Source organism: Microvirga sp. 2MCAF35 (genome assembly GCF_052115545.1).
GTDB lineage: Bacteria > Pseudomonadota > Alphaproteobacteria > Rhizobiales > Beijerinckiaceae > Microvirga.
Window position 1 is genome coordinate 64,294 of record NZ_JBFRGW010000021.1, and the last position, 16,362, is coordinate 80,655.

The 16,362-nt window shown below is 62.8% G+C and carries 22 protein-coding genes; 14 read left to right on the forward strand and 8 right to left on the reverse strand.

Features of this window, described 5'->3' with window-relative positions; genetic code table 11:
- Positions 1–27 precede the first annotated feature (27 nt).
- Complete coding sequence (locus tag AB4097_RS12585) at positions 28–672, forward strand: DUF1345 domain-containing protein (protein ID WP_442039968.1); 645 nt, start codon at positions 28–30, stop codon at positions 670–672.
- A 63-nt stretch (positions 673–735) separates the two neighbouring features.
- Entirely contained in the window at positions 736–1,284 is a 549-nt protein-coding gene (locus AB4097_RS12590) for a GNAT family N-acetyltransferase (RefSeq protein WP_442039970.1), read from the forward strand.
- Here AB4097_RS12590 and AB4097_RS12595 read toward each other — a convergent pair.
- From AB4097_RS12595 to AB4097_RS12610, 4 genes are all read right to left on the reverse strand, one after another.
- Positions 1,281–1,871, reverse strand: a complete 591-nt coding sequence (locus tag AB4097_RS12595) for a DUF2239 family protein (protein WP_442039972.1) — start codon at positions 1,869–1,871, stop codon at positions 1,281–1,283. The two genes, AB4097_RS12590 and AB4097_RS12595, sit on opposite strands and share 4 nt — an antisense overlap.
- Before the next feature lie 82 nt (positions 1,872–1,953).
- Positions 1,954–2,505 carry a regulatory protein RecX gene (locus AB4097_RS12600; RefSeq protein ID WP_442039974.1) on the reverse strand — a complete coding sequence of 184 codons (552 nt, stop codon included), beginning with the start codon at positions 2,503–2,505 and terminating at the stop codon, positions 1,954–1,956.
- Positions 2,502–3,254, reverse strand: a complete 753-nt coding sequence (locus AB4097_RS12605) for a phosphatase PAP2 family protein (protein ID WP_442039976.1) — start codon at positions 3,252–3,254, stop codon at positions 2,502–2,504. The genes AB4097_RS12600 and AB4097_RS12605 overlap by 4 nt, the downstream gene beginning before the upstream one ends.
- A gap of 67 nt (positions 3,255–3,321) precedes the next feature.
- Positions 3,322–4,515, reverse strand: coding sequence for a winged helix-turn-helix domain-containing protein (locus tag AB4097_RS12610; RefSeq protein ID WP_442039978.1), 1,194 nt, complete (start codon positions 4,513–4,515; stop codon positions 3,322–3,324).
- A gap of 308 nt (positions 4,516–4,823) precedes the next feature.
- On the opposite strand from AB4097_RS12610, the gene AB4097_RS12615 reads away from it, so the two are divergent.
- From AB4097_RS12615 to AB4097_RS12630, 4 genes are all read left to right on the forward strand, one after another.
- Positions 4,824–5,762: a ring-cleaving dioxygenase gene (locus tag AB4097_RS12615; RefSeq protein WP_442039980.1), complete on the forward strand. Its 939-nt coding sequence runs from the start codon at positions 4,824–4,826 to the stop codon at positions 5,760–5,762.
- A gap of 234 nt (positions 5,763–5,996) precedes the next feature.
- On the forward strand, positions 5,997–6,515 hold the full coding sequence (locus tag AB4097_RS12620; RefSeq protein WP_442039982.1) for a molybdopterin-dependent oxidoreductase: 519 nt from the start codon (positions 5,997–5,999) through the stop codon (positions 6,513–6,515).
- Between the two features lie 34 nt (positions 6,516–6,549).
- Positions 6,550–8,484: a putative bifunctional diguanylate cyclase/phosphodiesterase gene (locus AB4097_RS12625; RefSeq protein WP_442039984.1), complete on the forward strand. Its 1,935-nt coding sequence runs from the start codon at positions 6,550–6,552 to the stop codon at positions 8,482–8,484.
- A 183-nt stretch (positions 8,485–8,667) separates the two neighbouring features.
- On the forward strand, positions 8,668–9,054 hold the full coding sequence (locus AB4097_RS12630) for a 6-carboxytetrahydropterin synthase (protein ID WP_442039986.1): 387 nt from the start codon (positions 8,668–8,670) through the stop codon (positions 9,052–9,054).
- A 76-nt stretch (positions 9,055–9,130) separates the two neighbouring features.
- Here AB4097_RS12630 and AB4097_RS12635 read toward each other — a convergent pair whose 3' ends face one another.
- Positions 9,131–9,949: a MipA/OmpV family protein gene (locus tag AB4097_RS12635; RefSeq protein WP_442039988.1), complete on the reverse strand. Its 819-nt coding sequence runs from the start codon at positions 9,947–9,949 to the stop codon at positions 9,131–9,133.
- 167 nt (positions 9,950–10,116) lie between these two features.
- Here AB4097_RS12635 and AB4097_RS12640 point away from each other — a divergent pair, with 167 nt between their 5' ends.
- Complete coding sequence (locus AB4097_RS12640; protein WP_442039990.1) at positions 10,117–10,320, forward strand: hypothetical protein; 204 nt, start codon at positions 10,117–10,119, stop codon at positions 10,318–10,320.
- A gap of 31 nt (positions 10,321–10,351) precedes the next feature.
- On the opposite strand, the gene AB4097_RS12645 is transcribed toward AB4097_RS12640, so the two are convergent.
- Positions 10,352–10,900, reverse strand: coding sequence for a BON domain-containing protein (locus AB4097_RS12645; protein ID WP_442039994.1), 549 nt, complete (start codon positions 10,898–10,900; stop codon positions 10,352–10,354).
- 81 nt (positions 10,901–10,981) lie between these two features.
- On the opposite strand from AB4097_RS12645, the gene AB4097_RS12650 reads away from it, so the two are divergent.
- Both AB4097_RS12650 and AB4097_RS12655 read left to right on the forward strand, forming a co-directional pair.
- A complete protein-coding gene (locus AB4097_RS12650; protein ID WP_442039996.1) occupies positions 10,982–11,257 on the forward strand; it encodes an HNH endonuclease in 276 nt (91 codons plus the stop codon).
- 78 nt (positions 11,258–11,335) lie between these two features.
- Positions 11,336–11,515: a hypothetical protein gene (locus AB4097_RS12655; protein WP_442039998.1), complete on the forward strand. Its 180-nt coding sequence runs from the start codon at positions 11,336–11,338 to the stop codon at positions 11,513–11,515.
- A 3-nt stretch (positions 11,516–11,518) separates the two neighbouring features.
- Here AB4097_RS12655 and AB4097_RS12660 read toward each other — a convergent pair whose 3' ends face one another.
- Positions 11,519–11,815 (reverse strand): patatin-like phospholipase family protein, encoded by a 297-nt coding sequence (locus tag AB4097_RS12660; protein WP_442040000.1) that lies wholly within the window; start codon positions 11,813–11,815, stop codon positions 11,519–11,521.
- Between the two features lie 129 nt (positions 11,816–11,944).
- Between AB4097_RS12660 and AB4097_RS12665 the strand changes: the two genes are divergently transcribed.
- Complete coding sequence (locus tag AB4097_RS12665; RefSeq protein ID WP_442040002.1) at positions 11,945–12,676, forward strand: dienelactone hydrolase family protein; 732 nt, start codon at positions 11,945–11,947, stop codon at positions 12,674–12,676.
- Positions 12,677–12,679: 3 nt separating this feature from the next.
- On the opposite strand, the gene AB4097_RS12670 is transcribed toward AB4097_RS12665, so the two are convergent.
- Positions 12,680–13,381: a winged helix-turn-helix transcriptional regulator gene (locus AB4097_RS12670; RefSeq protein ID WP_442040004.1), complete on the reverse strand. Its 702-nt coding sequence runs from the start codon at positions 13,379–13,381 to the stop codon at positions 12,680–12,682.
- 63 nt (positions 13,382–13,444) lie between these two features.
- On the opposite strand from AB4097_RS12670, the gene AB4097_RS12675 reads away from it, so the two are divergent.
- From AB4097_RS12675 to AB4097_RS12690, 4 genes are all read left to right on the forward strand, one after another.
- Positions 13,445–13,876: a VOC family protein gene (locus tag AB4097_RS12675; RefSeq protein WP_442040006.1), complete on the forward strand. Its 432-nt coding sequence runs from the start codon at positions 13,445–13,447 to the stop codon at positions 13,874–13,876.
- A gap of 131 nt (positions 13,877–14,007) precedes the next feature.
- Entirely contained in the window at positions 14,008–14,472 is a 465-nt protein-coding gene (locus AB4097_RS12680; RefSeq protein ID WP_442040008.1) for a DUF4126 domain-containing protein, read from the forward strand.
- Positions 14,469–15,848, forward strand: coding sequence for an FAD-containing oxidoreductase (locus AB4097_RS12685; RefSeq protein WP_442040010.1), 1,380 nt, complete (start codon positions 14,469–14,471; stop codon positions 15,846–15,848). Before AB4097_RS12680 ends, AB4097_RS12685 begins: the two co-directional genes overlap by 4 nt.
- A 125-nt stretch (positions 15,849–15,973) precedes the next feature.
- Positions 15,974–16,186 (forward strand): hypothetical protein, encoded by a 213-nt coding sequence (locus AB4097_RS12690; protein WP_442040012.1) that lies wholly within the window; start codon positions 15,974–15,976, stop codon positions 16,184–16,186.
- Positions 16,187–16,362: the final 176 nt, after the last annotated feature.

The window sequence follows — 16,362 nt, forward strand, 5'->3', positions numbered from 1 at the left end:
CTATCCTATTCGAGTTGTCAGTTTGTGATGTCGATTATCAATCAGGTCCGTCTGCGCCCGCGGCTCATCGGAGCGGCTCTCGTCGTCCTTCTGGTCATCGTGGTCCTGCCGTCCTCCTGGCAGTTCAATTCACGGGTCCTCGTGGCCTGGGATCTCGGCGTGGTAATCTATCTCGTGCTGGCGGGAATCATGGCAGCCCGTTCCTCGACGGCCATGATGCAGAACCGCGCCGCCCAGGAGGACGAGGCCGCCGCCGTCGTGCTCGCCCTGACGCTCGCGGCATCCATCGCAAGCCTCGCCGCCATCGCGATGGAACTTGCCGGCATCCGCGACGGCGGGGCCGACGGGAAAGGCTTCCACCTGGCCATTGCTGGCATCACGATCCTCTGTTCGTGGTTCTTCGTGCATACGATTTATGCCATCCATTACGCCCACGAATATTACGGCGACAAAGGCGAGCGGCAGGGCCTCGCCTTCCCGCACAAAGATCGGCCCGACTACTGGGATTTCCTCTATTTCGCGTTCAATCTCGGGGCCGCGGCACAGACCTCTGACGTAATCATCGTGTCCAAGCGCATGCGACGTCTGGCGCTCGCCCACACGATCCTGTCCTTCCTGTTCAACACCACGATTCTCGCTCTGGCTGTGAACGTGGGAGCAGGAATGCTTTAGACCTGGGCGCTTTCGGGCCTTGGGGCCTTGCATGGCTATGATCGTTATGCAGAAAATGAACCGATGCTCACCGTTCCTCCCGCTTCCGTCCCCATCCTTGAAACCGAGCGCCTCGTCCTGCGCGGCCATAAGGCGGACGATTTCGCCGATTGCTTCGCCCTTTGGACAAATCCGGACGTGACGCGGTTCATCGGCGGCAAACCCTCCACGCAGGAAGAGGTCTGGGGCCGGTTGCTGCGCTATGTGGGGCATTGGTCGCTGCTCGGTTTCGGGTACTGGGTCATCACGGAAAAGAAAACCGGCCGCTTCATGGGTGAGGTCGGGTTCGCCGATTTCAGACGCGAGATCGACCCTTCGCTCGAAGGGATACCGGAAATCGGCTGGGTTCTCGCGCCCGAGTGCCAAGGCAAGGGCTATGCGACCGAGGCCGCACGAGCCGCCACCCTCTGGGGCGAGGAGAATTTCGGTCCCGTGCGCACCGCCTGCATCATCGCGCCGGAGAACGAGGCTTCGATCCGGGTGGCGGAACGATGCGGCTACCGTGAGTTCCGACGCACCACCTATAAGGATAAACCCACGATCATGTTCGTGCGGGAGAAGGCGGTTTCTTAAGGTTCGTCCCCAAAAGCCGGACTGGCAAGCCTCTCGGCATAGGCGCGAAGATCCTTCGGCCAGAGCTGGATCAAAGCGATGAACAGCTTCCGATCCCCGGCGAAGAGCGCACGCGAGGCTTCCTCGAAACCGGTCTCGTCGCCTGCCAGGGTCGACATGAACCGATAGAGGGCCTCCTGGGCCTGCCGCACACGGTCCTTCGACTCGTTGCTGCGCCTTGCTTCCTCGACAAGCTTGCGCAATGCAACCGATGCGCCGCCCGGCTGTGCATTGAGCCATTCCCAGTGGCGCGGCAGCAGCGTCACCTCTCGAGCGACCACACCGAGTTTAGGTCGGCCGGGACCACGCGGTTCCGGCTGATCGGTAACCGGACCGGACGGATCGCCCAGCCGCTTCAACACGTCCGTCAGCGTGCCGCGGAAATCGACTTCGACGACCCGACCGGTCTCGTCTTCGAGAATGAGGACGGGCATGCCTTCGTCGCGATCGAGCCATTGCTTGGCCGCTTCGGCTACGGAGGGAAGGGAACCCGATGCGATCAGGCGGTGGCCTGAGAAAGCTGTAAATGCCTTGGGAATGTCGCTCATCATATCCTCGCCGTCATGGGATGCTGGCGGGTTTTATCCGGGTCAAATGCGGCTGTCAATTATGTCCGGGTAAAATAGCGGGCTATATTCCGCTCGGTTCATCGTCCTTCTCCCCATCGACGACACTCCTGGCCACGTCGAACCGGAAGCCGGCCCGCGCCATGGCGGCGAGATCCTTGTCGCGGTAGGGCGCCCGTTCGCCGGGTCGGAACGGTCCGAGCTTGCGGCGGCGGGCGAAGGCGCGGGCGGCCTGCTCCTCATTCCCGTCCTCCTGCTCCAGCGCGGCCGCGATGGTCGTGCGGTCCACGCCTTTGGCGGAAAGCTTGGCCTGGATGGCGCGGGCCGACCCGCCCCGGCGGCGCAGGGTGGCGACCCGGGCCTCCGCATAGCGGGTATCGTCGATAATCCCGCTTGTGAGGCTTTTCGCCACCACCTCGTCGATCATGTCCTGAAAGGCGCCGGGATCTTCGCCGCGCAGGCGGCAGCGCTTGTCGACCTTGCGCCGCAGCACGCGGCGCAGGTTCTCGGCCGAGGAGGCATAACGTTCGAGATAGGCCAGCGCTGCCCGCTGCAGATAGGCGGCCGTCACCTGTCGCGGCGGCTTGCGGAGCGGCTTCGCGGTCTCGTCCGTCATTCCGGCTTCGCATCGGAGGGCGGCGCGGTCTCGCCCGGTTTTTCCACCTGTCCCTGCCGTTGCAGCTGGAGCGCCACGAACCAGCACAGGGACGCCCAGGCGGCGCCCACGGCCCAGCCGGCGAGCACGTCGCTCGGCCAGTGCACCCCGAGATAGACCCGGCTGATGCCGACCAGCAGCGTGACGATGATCGCAAGCCCCATGAGGAAGGCGCTGACGCGTCGGCTCTTCTCGACCCGCGCCAGCAGGGCTCCGAGAGTCAGGTAGGTAATGGCCGACAGCATGGCGTGTCCGCTCGGGAAGCTCGCGGTATAGACCCGGGTTGCATGAGGCACGAGGTCCGGCCGCGGGCGTTCGAAACCCATCTTGAGCCCCGTGGAGATGAGCATGCCGCCCACGATGGCAAAAATCACCAGAAGGGCCGCGCCCCGCTTCCTGGTCATGAGGAGATAGACCCACGCGGCCAGGGTAATCATGGTCAGGATCGCGTAGCCGCCGAGGCCCGTGATGTCCCGCGCGGCTTCCTCGACCCATGAGGGGCCAAGCGGATTGGCCGGGTTCTGTGGATCGCGCAGGGCCAGCAGGAGGTAGCTGTCGAGGGCATGGGTTTCCCCTTCCCGAACCTCATCCGCCAGCGCGATGAACGCCCAGGCGAAGAAGCCGCAGGCGGACAGCGACAGAAGCGGGCCGACCTCGTTGAGGCGAAGACGAAGCCACAGGCGCGTGGCAGGGGCGAGAAGCGTGTTCATGGCTCCCTGAGATAGGAGAGATCGAAGCGTCTGGCGAGGGGCACACATTCCGGTCCTCGAATGACCTTCACACCTCGAGCCGCTTCCGCCATTCCTTTGGTGCCGTGATGCTGCCGAGGTTGAGCCATTCGGCCATCAGGCGAAGCTCGTCTCCGAGAGAGGGAGCGATCTCGTCCGGAGCAACGGAAGCTTCCGGATGGATCGAGTGCACGATGAGATTGCCCGCGGCGCGGTCCGCCTTGAGGTCCACGCGAGCCACGATCTTTTCGCCCAGCACGAAGGGCAGGCAGTAATAGCCGAATTCCCGCTTCTCGGCCGGTGTATAGATCTCGATCCGGTAGCGGAAATCGAACAGGCGCTCCGTGCGGGTGCGCTCCCAGACGATCGGGTCGAAGGGCGACACGAGGGCCCTGGCTTCGACACGGCGTGGGACTTTGGCCCGCGGGTCGAGATAGGCCGGCCCGTTCCACCCTTCGACCGTGACGGGAACGAGATCGCCGGCCTCCACCAGTTCGGGAATGCGGGCCTTCGTATCCTGCGGCTCCAGGCGGAAATAGTCGCGCAGGCAGCGCTCGGAGGCGATGCCGAGCGAGCGGATGGAGAGCCGCAGCAATTCACGCTGGGCCTCGTCGGCCGAGGGTGTCGGGGCATTCATGACCTCCGACGGCAGAACTCGCTCCGGAAGATCATAGATACGCTCGAAACCGCGCCGCGTGGCGGTGGTCACCTCGCCGGCCCAGAACAGCCATTCCAGAGCCCGCTTGCCGTCGCTCCAGCCCCACCAGGAGCCCTGGCCCTTATGCCCGCCGGAAAGCTCGCCCGCGGCCATGGGGCCATGCGTGGCGATCTCGCGGCGTACCTCCTCGATGAAAGCGCGCTTTTCGTGCCCGAACCTGGCGAGCCCGCCATAGATGCCCTCGCCCCGCTTGGCACGCTCCATCCGCCAGCGGAAGAGGGGATGCAGATCGAGTCTGATCAGCGAGGCCTCGTGGCCCCAATACTCGAAGGTCTCGCGCTTCCTGGCATGATAGGCGACCTTCTCGAGAAGGTTGCGATCATAGGCGCCGATCCGCGAGAAGAGCGGCATGTAATGGGCCCGGACCAGCACGTTGACCGAATCGATCTGGAGGAGGTGCGAGCGCTGCAGCACACGGCTCAAGTGCCGTCTCGTCGTCGATGCGGGCCGGGCTTCGTGAAGCCCTTGGGCTGCGAGCGCGACGCGTCGGGCCTGGGCGAGACTGAGTTTGATACGGGATGCCATAAGCGAACAATACCGGAACGATACCGCAGGGCGCCAGAGGTGCGGCCGCATCGAAGCTCGGAACGAGCCGGAATCTGTGGATCGTTCTTTGACGCCGTCTTCCAGGATCCGGGGTCGCGCAGGAAAGCCGGGAGGGCCTGATTTCCGTGGAACAGCCCTGATGGCCGGCGTCTTTTCAGCAATGCAAAAAATGCTCGTTCCCGGCCAAACCATGCTTGCATTTCGGCAAGACCGGCTTGGCGTCCCGCAGGGTCGCACCGGCCCTGTCCCGTGTCTATCTTCATCGCAACATTGATGGAGACAGCACCATGAAGCTGACCGGAATTCACCATTTGACCGCCGTCACCGCCGACGCGCCGGGCAACCACGCCTTCTACACGCAGTCCCTGGGCCTGCGCCTCGTCAAGAAGACCGTGAACCAGGACGATGTGAGCGCCTACCACATGTTCTATGCCGACGGAAAGGCCTCACCGGGCACCGACATCACCTTCTTCGACTGGCCGGTCGAGCGCGAACGGCGCGGCGCACACTGCATCTCGCAGACGGCCCTGCGCGTGAACGGCGAGAAGGCGCTGCAATGGTGGAAGGACCGCTTCGGCAGTCTCGGCATTCACAGCGAGGCCATCGTGGAACGTGACGGACGGCTCAGCCTCGACTTCGAGGATTTCGAGGGCCAGCGCCTCAGCCTCGTCGACGACGGAGGGCAGGGCGAGGCGAATCCTTGGGAGCGCAGTCCCGTGCCGGCTGAGTACCAGATCCGCGGCCTTGGTCCGATCCGAATCAGCGTGCCGAAGCTCGAGCGAACGGCTCGCGTCCTGACGGACGCGATGGATATGCGCGCCGCCCGCGAATACCGCGTCGGCGACACCCCGGTTCACGTATTCGAGATGGGTGAGGGTGGTCCGGCGGCGGAGCTGCACGTGGCGGTAGAACCCGGCCTTTCTCCCGCCCGGCCTGGAGCAGGCGGCGCGCACCATGTGGCCTTCCGCACGCCGAACGAGCAGACCTATCAGGAATGCTGGGAGCGGCTGCAATCTCTGAGGGCGCCTTCCAGCGGTCCGGTCGACCGCTACTACTTCCAGAGTCTGTACTTCCGTGAGCCGAACGGCATCCTGTTCGAGATCGCCACGGACGGTCCCGGCTTTGCCACGGACGAGCCCATAGACAAGCTCGGCGAACGCTTGTCCCTGCCCCCCTTCCTGGAGCCGCGCCGGGCACAGATCGAAGCAGGCCTCAAGCCGCTCTGAAGGGCACGCTTACGCCGGAACAGCCGGAAAAGGTCCAAAGCCGCCTCGCAACTGGTTGCGAGGCGGCTTTCCTTTGCAGGACGGGATAGGACTGGATGCCGCTACGGTTGAATAACCATGGCAGGATAACTTTGGCGTTCCCGACGCTTTTACTTCCGTAGCGGAGTTGTGTAACGTTTTGATCAAATTTATGTGTTTCTATCGCTTGTATTTGATATTCCGTAGGGGATCTGCATGCTCGGCGCCAAGATGAGAATAGGCCTGCTGGGAACGCTTATCGCGTTCCTGGGGATTATGGGCGTGGCTTATGCCGCCTCGCTGGCGGTTCCGAAGGAGCGGCCGATCCTGACGATTTCAGGCAAGATCGACGTGACCAACAGGGACGGTACGGCCCAGTTCGACCGTGCGATGCTGGAAGACCTTGGGCTCGTCACGATCGAGACGACGACACCTTGGTACGAGGGAAAGGTCAAATTCGAAGGCGTTTTGCTCGACAAGCTGATGAAGCAGGTTGGAGCCAAAGGAGAGCGCGTGTCCGTCATCGCGCTCAACGATTACGCCACCGAGATCCCAATCGCGGATTTCGCGAAATACAATGTCATACTCGCCATCAAGCGCGACGGCGAATATATGCCTGTCCGGGACAAAGGTCCGCTGTTCATCGTCTATCCATACGACAGCAATCCCGAACTCAAAAGCCAGACCTATTTTGCCCGGTCGGCCTGGCAGGTTGCCAAGATCGAAGTGAAGTAGCAGCAGATCGGCAGGTCTCGGAGGCCTTACACATTTGTCCCTGCGCACCTTCAAAGCGATTATTGCAATCGTCATCGGCGGCTTTCTGATCGCCGGCATCTACATCTCGGTGCTGGTCGTTCAGCGCCAGGGTGCATTGCAGCAGATCTCCGTCTACAATCCGGCCTGGGAGGCGGGACAAGCCGCTTCGGAATTCATCCGCCTCGAACACCGCCTGTCCGAGTTCGGCAGGCCTGGAACGGATATCGACAAGGACGAAGTGGACCTGCGCTTCGATATCCTGCTTGGCAGGGCCAAGATGCTGAACGAGGGAAGTTTCCAGGATCTTCTCCAGCGCAACCCCGAGCATCACGCGACCCTTCGGGCTTTCCAGGATACGCTTGCGGCAGCCCAGCCCCTGATCGCGCAAATCGACACGAACCCGGCGGCGGCCAGGCAGGCTCTCGCCCTTCTGCGCCCCTTGGAAGGCAAGCTCGCGCAGCTTGCATCGGTGGCGCACAACCATGGTGCGGCACTCGTTCAAAGGGACCAGCAGGAGCTCATCCGGCTGCATTGGGCTTTCTCCGGTATCGCGGCAAGCCTGATCCTCGTCGGGGTCGTCTTGATCTTCCTGCTCGACAAGCACAACCGCCTCCTGGGACGGGCTCATGAGGAGCTGCATGTCCTGGCCCACCAGGATGCTCTCACCGGCCTGCCAAACCGCGTGGTGCTTCGCAACGAGCTGGAGCACGCGCTCGGGCGTTTGAAGCCGAACGGGCGCATGGTGTCTGTTTCCTATCTCGACCTGGACCACTTCAAGGACGTGAACGACTCCTTCGGTCACGAAACGGGCGACGAACTGCTCAAGGCCGTGGCCGAGCGGCTGCGTGCCTGCATTCCAGCCAGCGAAGGCCAAGTGCGAAACCTGATTTCCCGGTTCGGCGGCGACGAGTTCGCCATCCTCCAGACCGGCATCCGCCGGCCCGAGGAATGCGCCGCGCTCGCGTCGCGCATCGTGGAAGCATTGCGCGAGCCGTTCAGCGTGAACGGTCAGGAGCTTTTCATCGGTACCAGCATCGGCATCGCTCTGGCTCAGCAAAACGTGACCCCGAGTCAGATCCTGAAGAATGCCGATATGGCGCTCTATCACGCGAAGGCCGACGGACGCGGTACATTCCGCTTTTTCGAGCCGGATATGGACGAGCAGCTCCAGGCGCGTCGCGCTCTGGAGGTCGATTTGCGCAAGGCGATGACCAGCGGCGAGTTCGAGCTGTTCTATCAGCCGCAGATCAACATCCAGAAAAACGAGATCGGCGGCTTCGAGGCTCTTCTGCGCTGGCACCATCCCGAGCGCGGCCTCGTTCCACCGGCCGAGTTCATTCCGGTGATCGAAGATACCGGCCTCATCTCGCCCTTGGGCGACTGGATCATCGAGCAGGCCTGCAAGGAGGCCGCCACCTGGCCGGGCGAGATGCACGTGGCCGTCAATCTCTCGCCGATTCAGTTCCGCAACCGCGGTCTCGTGCAGAGCGTCAGCAACGCCTTGGCTTCGACCGGTCTCTCTCCGCACCGGTTGGAGCTGGAGATCACCGAGTCGGTCCTGCTGCAGGACAACGAGATGACCGTCTCGACGCTCCATCAGCTGCGCCGACTGGGTGTGCGCATCGCGATGGACGATTTCGGAACCGGCTACTCGTCCCTGAGCTATCTTCGCAGTTTTCCCTTCGACAAGATCAAGATCGACCAGTCCTTCGTGCGCGAGATGTCGCAGCGTGCGGATTGCCTGGCGATCGTGCAATCCGTCGCCAATCTCGGTGCCAGCTTAGGCATGCCGACCGTGGCCGAAGGCATCGAGACGGAGGATCAGCTGCGGCAGGTTCAAGCAGCCGGATGCACCGATGCACAGGGCTATTATTTCGGACGTCCCAAGCCCGCGCGGGAACTGGTCCATACGTTGGACGCCCTCAAGCACAAGGTCAGAGTTGCCTAAGGCCGTCACTGCTTCGGGCATCGAGGATGAAAGTCCGGCGCCCCTCACGATTTTATGAGCGAAACGAAACGTGCTAGGCACATTTTCCATTGCCTAAACGCGAAGAATCCGAATGAATCGGCGTTCGGTAAGCTGCGCCTTTAGGTCAGCGACGAACGAGAATCGACGACGGGAGCATGATGAATGAAGACATACTGCGAATTTACGTTCGAAGCTGCGCACTCGGTGGCTCCCTATTCCGGGCTGCACGGACACACCTTCATCGTCAAGCTCACCTTCGGCGGCGCCGTCGACGAGATCTATGGCTGGCCGGTCAACCTCTATGAGGTCGAGAACTACATCAAGGAAATCAAAGGCGAGCACGGCTCTGGCCTGGATCACGGCAATCTGGATCTCAACCCCGAGATCGGCATCGCCTCGCTCGAGAACGTGACAACCTATATCTGGCGGTTGGTGAAAAACCGGTTCCCGAACCTCGAAGAGGTCGAGCTCAGGCGCGGCATGCCCGGATCCACGGAAGGCTGCATCTATCGCGGCGAGGCAGCGGGCACCAGGAGCCTCGCTGCTTAAGAGCATTCGGATCGTCACAACGAAAGAGCCACCTCGCGAGGCGGCTCTTTTCATTTTGGATGCAGGCTGCTGCCGGTTAAGGCGTGTAGCCGAACGAATAGGATATCGTCAGTCCGGCGCCGAACTGATTCTCCGACCCGAAGCGCTTGACGATCGGGCTGTCGGCCGCGTCTCCGACCAGGCGCTTATAGGTCACGAAGGCGGTGGTCGACCATTGCTGGGACCAGTCGTAGCTGATGGCACCCGTCGCACCCACCGAGGTGATGCCGCCCGACGGGCGGTAGGGCGTGACCTGTCCGTTCAGCGCCGCCTCGAGGGGCGTCACGCCGAAGTAGGTCTGCATAAACTCGCTGTCGCCGAGCGCGAGGCGGGGACCGACCGAGACCGTGAAGGCTCCGAATTTCTGAACTGCATCGAGGCCGAAATCGGCCACGAAGCCCTCATGCCCGCCAAAGCCGCGCCGGATCTCGGCACGGGCCCGCAGGAATTCAAGCGGCCAGTATTCCACGAAGACGCCGGGCTCCACCGCCCAGTCGACCTTCTCGAGGCCAAAGAGCTCCCGGTTGTCCTCAAGGTAGCGCCCGCCCACGAAACGGCCCACGACGCCGACGCGGACGGCGGATTCCTCCAGGAACGAGAAGCTCAGGCCGTCATCGGGAGCGCTGAACCGCTCGACCGTTCCGGCCCGGCGGAAGCTTAAGGACGGATAGCCGATGAAGCTGTATTCGTCCGAACCCGGATAGGGCGGTCCGACCCGGAGGTTGCCCTTCACCGTCACGATCCAACCCGTGGATTGCTGCATCGGCTCGGGCGAAAAGAAGAGATCGGCGGCCTGAGCCGTAGTCGTGCCCATCATGAGAACGGCGAGAACGGCAAGGGATGGGGCTGCGCGCATGGATCTTCCGATTGCAATTTCCATTTGCCGTCGTGGAGGCAAACGGCCGTAACGTCAAGCCTCCGGTTGACTCTATGGTTTCACGTTCGTGACCGGCAGGTGCGGGGGAGAACTTTCGCGAGCTTGGGCGGTTGATCGAGAGACAGAATGTTGCAAGGGAGAAGTTCTTGTCCGTCTTCAGCGCCAGCAGCCGTCCGCAGCCGGACGAGTTCTATCCCAAGCCGCCGCCGACCGAGCCGGTCCCCAGCGTGCCGGCTCCTCCCGAAACGCCCCAGCCCGTGCTCCCCAGTGCTCCGTCACCCCTTCCCGAGCAACCCCTGGAACCCGAGAAGCCGGTCATCCACCCGATGCCGCCGCCCGAGGTTCCGTGACGGCTTGTCAGGAGGGGATTCTCTGCCCTGTTCAGACCCCTTCGACGCGAAGGTTGTTCTGTACATGCGTGATGCCGGAGGCCAGCTCCGCCAGATCTTCGGCTCGGCGCTTGAGGCCGCGGCTCGCGACGGTTCCGTTGAGGGTGACCTCGCCTTCCTTCACCATCACCTCGATGTTCGACGCATCGATGAACGGGTCCTCCGTGAGGCGTTCGCACACATCTTCATGAATGCGTTCGTCGGAGCGCCTGTAACCCTTGGGCCCGCGCCCGCGATGGGCGCCGGTGGAGCGTCCATCGTCTCCGCCGGAGCGAACCTCGAGATCATTCGGATCGCGCGAGCCGAAGGCGCCCAGGCCGGAACGATCACGGCTGTAACCCGGATCGAGACCTTCATCGTCCGGAGGTCCACCACGCCCATCATCGATCACGCCGCCGGCAAACTCGTTGGCATCGCTGCCGTAGCCGCCCGGGTATTCCCGTCCTTCGCTACGAAAACCGACGGCTCCACGCGGAGGCATGTCCCCATAGCCGTTGTCATCGTTGAAAGGGTTCCGATTCCTGCGGCGGACATCTACCATCGTTCTGCTCCTTCTCATTTGCAGGAGCAACCACCCGACTTCCCTCCGGTTCCACATAAAAGGAGCCCAGGTTTTCCCCATATGAAAGCAGCTCAGCGAATCAGGTTTTTCAATGATATCTTTGAACGTGACCAAGGACGCTGCGTCTATTGCGGCATTCGCGCGAGACGGCCGGGACATGGCATCAAGCGGGCTCCGGATCTTGCAACCCTCGACCATGTGCAGCCCAAAGCCTTCGGCGGCCCGCTCGACCGCGACAACATCGTGCTGGCCTGCGCGGCTTGCAACAACGAGCGCGGCACCATGGACGCGCAGGCGTTCAGGGACCTGAAGGAGCGGCAGAAGAATCGGGCTTAAAGCCGTGCAAACATGGGAACAGGGCTGCAAGTCCCGACGTTCGACTGCGAGAAGCGTCGCGGCGAAAGGACACGAGCGATGAACATCGAGCATCAGGTGCGCGAGGCCATCGTCGCCGAGCTGAAGCGCCAGTCGGAGGCGAGCGAGCAGGGCCTTCGCGTCAAGCCGGGTGAAGCCGAGATGATCACCATCGAAGGGTGCGTCAACCTGGATGAACTGACGATGGCCGTGGTAGGCTCCTTGGCCGGCGGTCCCTGACATTCAGGCGCTCGCCGCCGCGGCTCCGAGCTGCGCCGATACCGCCTCCTGTTGCGGATCCAGGGCCAGATAACGAAGGCGGTGCGGATCTTCAGGCGCATTCCCGGCGATGATCGCGCCCGTGACAGCGCCGATCGAGCCGCCGACGATCCAGCGTGGCTCGATGGATTGCCGGAAAAAAGACTCGTAAGCGCCAGCCAGATAGGAGCCGAGCGCATTGCCGCCGCCGAGCACCAGGACCAGCGGCTGCTCCTTGCCCGACTTCTCCCGACCGGATTTCGAGGAAGGGTTTATCGTCACCGCCTTGGTAAATCACCGCGCGCCGCCAGGTTTGAAGGAGCGCTCCTATGCGCTCGTAGGAGCGCGCAGAAAACGCTCGCCTCCGGTGAGGGTTCCAGGCATGAACAGCGCCAATGCGAGGAGAGCATCGTGGCAAGGCAGGATATTTCCATCCGAACTGAAGACGGAACCGCCAAGGCGGGATTGTTCCGTCCGAGCGGTCAACCTGCGGCAGGTGTCATCCTCTATATGGATGCGTTCGGACCGCGCCCCGCGCTCGACACGATGGCCGAGCGTCTCGCCGGCGAGGGCTATCTGGTCCTCGTTCCCGATCTCTTCTATCGCTTCGGCGATTATGGTCCCCTGGATGCCAAGACGGCTTTTTCCGAAGAGCCGACCCGCAGCGCGTTGAGGAACATGATCGAAGGCACGAGCCAGGACATGACCCGACGGGACTCGGGTGCGTTCATCGCCGCCTTGACGGAGGCCGGCGCCACGGGCCGGATCGGAACGGTCGGCTATTGCATGGGCGGAAGCCGCGCCATCCATGCGGCTGCCGCCTATCCGGAACGCATTGCGGCCGCGGCGAGCTTCCACGGTGGGCGCCTCGCAAGCGATGCCCCCGACAGTCCGCATCGGCACGTGTCGACGATCAAGGGCCGCGTCTATGTGGGCAGCGCCGGGGTCGACGGCAGTTTCCCGCCCGAACAATCGGCCCTTCTGGCGGAGGCGCTGCGGCGGGCCGAGATCGATCACATCATCGAAAACTATGTCGGCATGGCTCATGGCTGGGCCGTGTCCGACCACGGCGTCTATGACGAGCGAGGCGCCGAGCGGCACTGGAAACGGCTGCTCACATTCTTCGACGAGACGCTGCGGTAACACTTACGCAGGCTTCGACGCCTTCGACGGCAGAGGGAACAGGCTCACGAAGCGACGGGCGAGGGTGCGGTCGCCCTCGATCGTCAATGCACCCGCCTGTTCCAGTATCTCCAGGGGCTGACCGCCATAGATCGCGCCGGCGAGCACCGGCGGTGCCCCGGTCAGGATCACGTCCGCCCGATCGAGCGGCGCATGGGCGATCTCGATCCGGCCATCGGCCAGATCGGCGAGGAAGGTTTCCTCGCCGATACGGAAGCCGATCCGAGCATCCATGCCCTCGGCGCGCTTCCCATCGAACATCGTTCTCATGGACAAGATCAGGGACGCCGTGCTGAACGGCAGGGTCGGGTCGTGCGACGGCGAGCGTGCGGCCCAGCGGCCCATCGCCTGGAAGATCGGCTCGCTTTCATAACCCCATTTCGTCAGCTCGTAGACCTGGGTCGCAGCGGGTAGGGGCAGCTTGCGCCGCACGAGGATACCCGCAGTTTCCAGCCCTTCGAGGCGCTGCGTCAGGACGTTGGCACTGATCCCGGGCAGGCTCTCACGCAAGTCGCTGAACCGCTTCGGCCCCAGCATGAGCTCTCGCATCACCAGAAGAGCCCAGCGCTCGCCGACGAGATCGAGCGCGTGAGCGGTCGCGCAGGCATCCTCGTAATGGCGCTTCGAGCGGCTGTCCAAATTTTTAGTTATTTTTTCTAACTTCATAGTTGCTATTTGTAACTTCGCATGGAATCAATGTCAAACCACAAGCCAAGAGGGAGCGGCCCAATGCCCAAGCTGATCTTCGTGAACCTGCCCGTCAGCGACCTATCCAAGTCCATCGCCTTCTACGAAGCCCTGGGAGCAGTGAAGAACGAGCAGTTCACCGACCACACCGCCGCCTGCATGGTCTTCTCCGAGACCATCCATGTGATGCTCCTGACGCACGACAAGTTCCGCCAGTTCACGCCCAAGACGATCGCCGACGCCAAGGAGACTACCGAGGTGCTGATCTGCATGTCCGCTGACAGTCGCGATGACGTCGACACGACCCTCGCCAAGGCTGCGGCCGCAGGCGGCAGGATCGATCCTGGCCCGAAGCAGGATTACGGCTTCATGTATGGTCGGAGCTTCGAGGATCTCGACGGGCACATCTGGGAAGTGATGTGGATGGATCTCGCGGCCGCCCAGGAAGCCATGAATGCACCCGCATTGGCGTGAGTGCGATAATTTCAAAAGGGGGGATGATGACCGACCCAAGCACTGCCTTGCCGTGCTCCCGATGCTCTTCCGCATAGGATTGTAAAAGACATCCCGGCCATGCAAGCTCAAGCAAACAGCAGGGGAGAGCGATGGTCGTCTATGTCTTGGCACTCCTGATCGGCGTGATCGCGGGTTTGCGGGCGCTGACGGCTCCAGCCGCCGTCAGCTGGGCTGCCTCTCTCGGCTTCATCAATCTCGAGGGAACCTGGCTCGCCTTCCTGGGCTATCGTTTTACCCCCTGGATCATGACGGTTCTCGCCATCGGCGAACTGATCGGCGATCAGCTTCCCACCACGCCCAGCCGCAAGACGCTGCTTCCCTTCGCGACCCGGATCATCGTCGGGGGCCTGTGCGGCGCTGCAATTGCGGCGCAGAGCGGTTCCTACCTCGGCGGGCTCGTCGCCGGAGCCGTGGGCGGGATCATCGGGACCCTCGGAGGTGCCGAAGGCCGGGCGCGCCTTGCCGCCGCCTTCGGCAAGGATCGTCCCGCCGCCTTGATCGAGGATGCCATTGCAATTTTGGGTGCGGTCTTGATCGTGGGAGCGGTGCCATGACGAAAGACTTCGATGCCATCGTGGTCGGAGCCGGACAGGCGGGGCCTTCGCTCGCCGGGCGGCTGACGGCCGCAGGGATGAAGGTCGCCATCATCGAACGCAAGCTCTTCGGTGGAACCTGCGTCAACACCGGCTGCATGCCGACGAAAACCCTGGTGGCGAGCGCCTATGCGGCGCATCTGGCGCGCAGGGGGCCGGATTTCGGCGTTTCCATCGCGAGCCCCATCACGATCGACATGAAACGCGTCAAGGCCCGGGCCGAATCCGTCTCGACCCATGCGCGCACGAATGTCGAGACCTGGCTGCACGGCATGAATGGCCTGACGGTGCTCGAAGGTCATGCTCACTTCGAAGGACCGAATACGATCCGCGTCGGCGACGAGTTGCTCAAGGCGCCGCGCATCTTCCTCAATGTGGGCGGCCGCGCAAGTATTCCCGACATGCCGGGCGTCGACACGGTGTCCTATCTCACCAACACGTCGATCCTCCAGCTCGATACCCTCCCCCGTCATCTCGTCGTGGTCGGCGGCAGCTATATCGGGCTTGAATTCGCCCAGATGTATCGGCGTTTCGGCACGCAAGTGACCGTGGTCGAGAAAGGGCCGCGCCTGATCGCCCGCGAGGACGAGGATGTCTCGGAAGCCATTCGCGACATCCTGATAGCCGAGGGGATCACGGTTCGCACCAACGCCACCTGCATCGGGTTCAAGCCGCACGCGGATGGCGTGGCAGTCGATGTGGACTGCACCTCCGGTGATCCGGTCGTGGTCGGCTCTCATGTGCTGCTCGCCGTCGGACGCCGCCCCAACACGGACGATCTCGGCCTCGACAAAGCCGGTGTCGCGGTCGATGCGCGGGGCTATATCGAGGTCGACGATACTCTTGCAACGGGCGCTCCGGGCATCTGGGCCCTGGGCGATTGCAACGGTCGCGGCGCCTTCACGCACACGGCCTATAACGATTACGAGATCGTGGCCGCCAATCTGCTCGACGGCGCATCGCGGCGGGTCAGCGACCGGCTGTTGGGCTACGCGCTCTATATCGATCCGCCGCTCGGCCGCGTCGGCATGACGGAAACCGAGGCGCGCAAATCGGGTCGCAAGCTTCTCGTTTCCAAACGTCCCATGACGCGTGTCGGACGCGCAATCGAGAAGGACGAGACGAAGGGTTTCATGAAGATCGTCGCCGATGCCGAGACCCGAAAAATCCTTGGCGCTGCCATTCTCGGAACCGGCGGCGACGAGGCGATCCATGGCATCCTGGACATGATGAATGCCGGAGCGGATTACACCACCCTGCAATGGGCCATGCCGATCCACCCGACCGTCTCCGAGCTGATCCCGACGGTCCTTGGCGATCTGAAGCCTGTCGCTTGAGGTGAGCTCGGCGAGTTCTGTCCCGATCCTGCCGATCGCATTACGGAATTGTAATTATCCCGCAATGCAGCGAACAAACGGCCACGCCTACCGTAATCCCCGTCAGTTCGGACGGAGGACCATCCATGACTTCGAATCAGGAGCTCGATGGGCAAGGGAAAACCAAGCTGTCACCCTTCGATCTGAAGCAGATCAGGGACGCCGTAAGCCAGTTGCGCGCGGCAAGCCCGAAAAGCGCACTTGCCGATCTGGTCGAGGAAAAAATCCGGGCGCTTGAGAATGACGATCCAGCTTGCGACTTGGAACGATGGCATCCGCAGACCACCGCAACAATGTAGGTAATGGCCAGGGGTATCGCGTCCGGCTAGAGCGGATTCGATTTAGGTGAACTCGTATCCGCAGTTGCTGAGATAGTTCTGACACTCGTCCGCCGGGAAGCGATCGAGCATTTCTCCGATGGTCGTCCAGAGTGCCTCCTTGGTGCGCGCCGCTGCCTGGCGCAACAGCGCCTTGA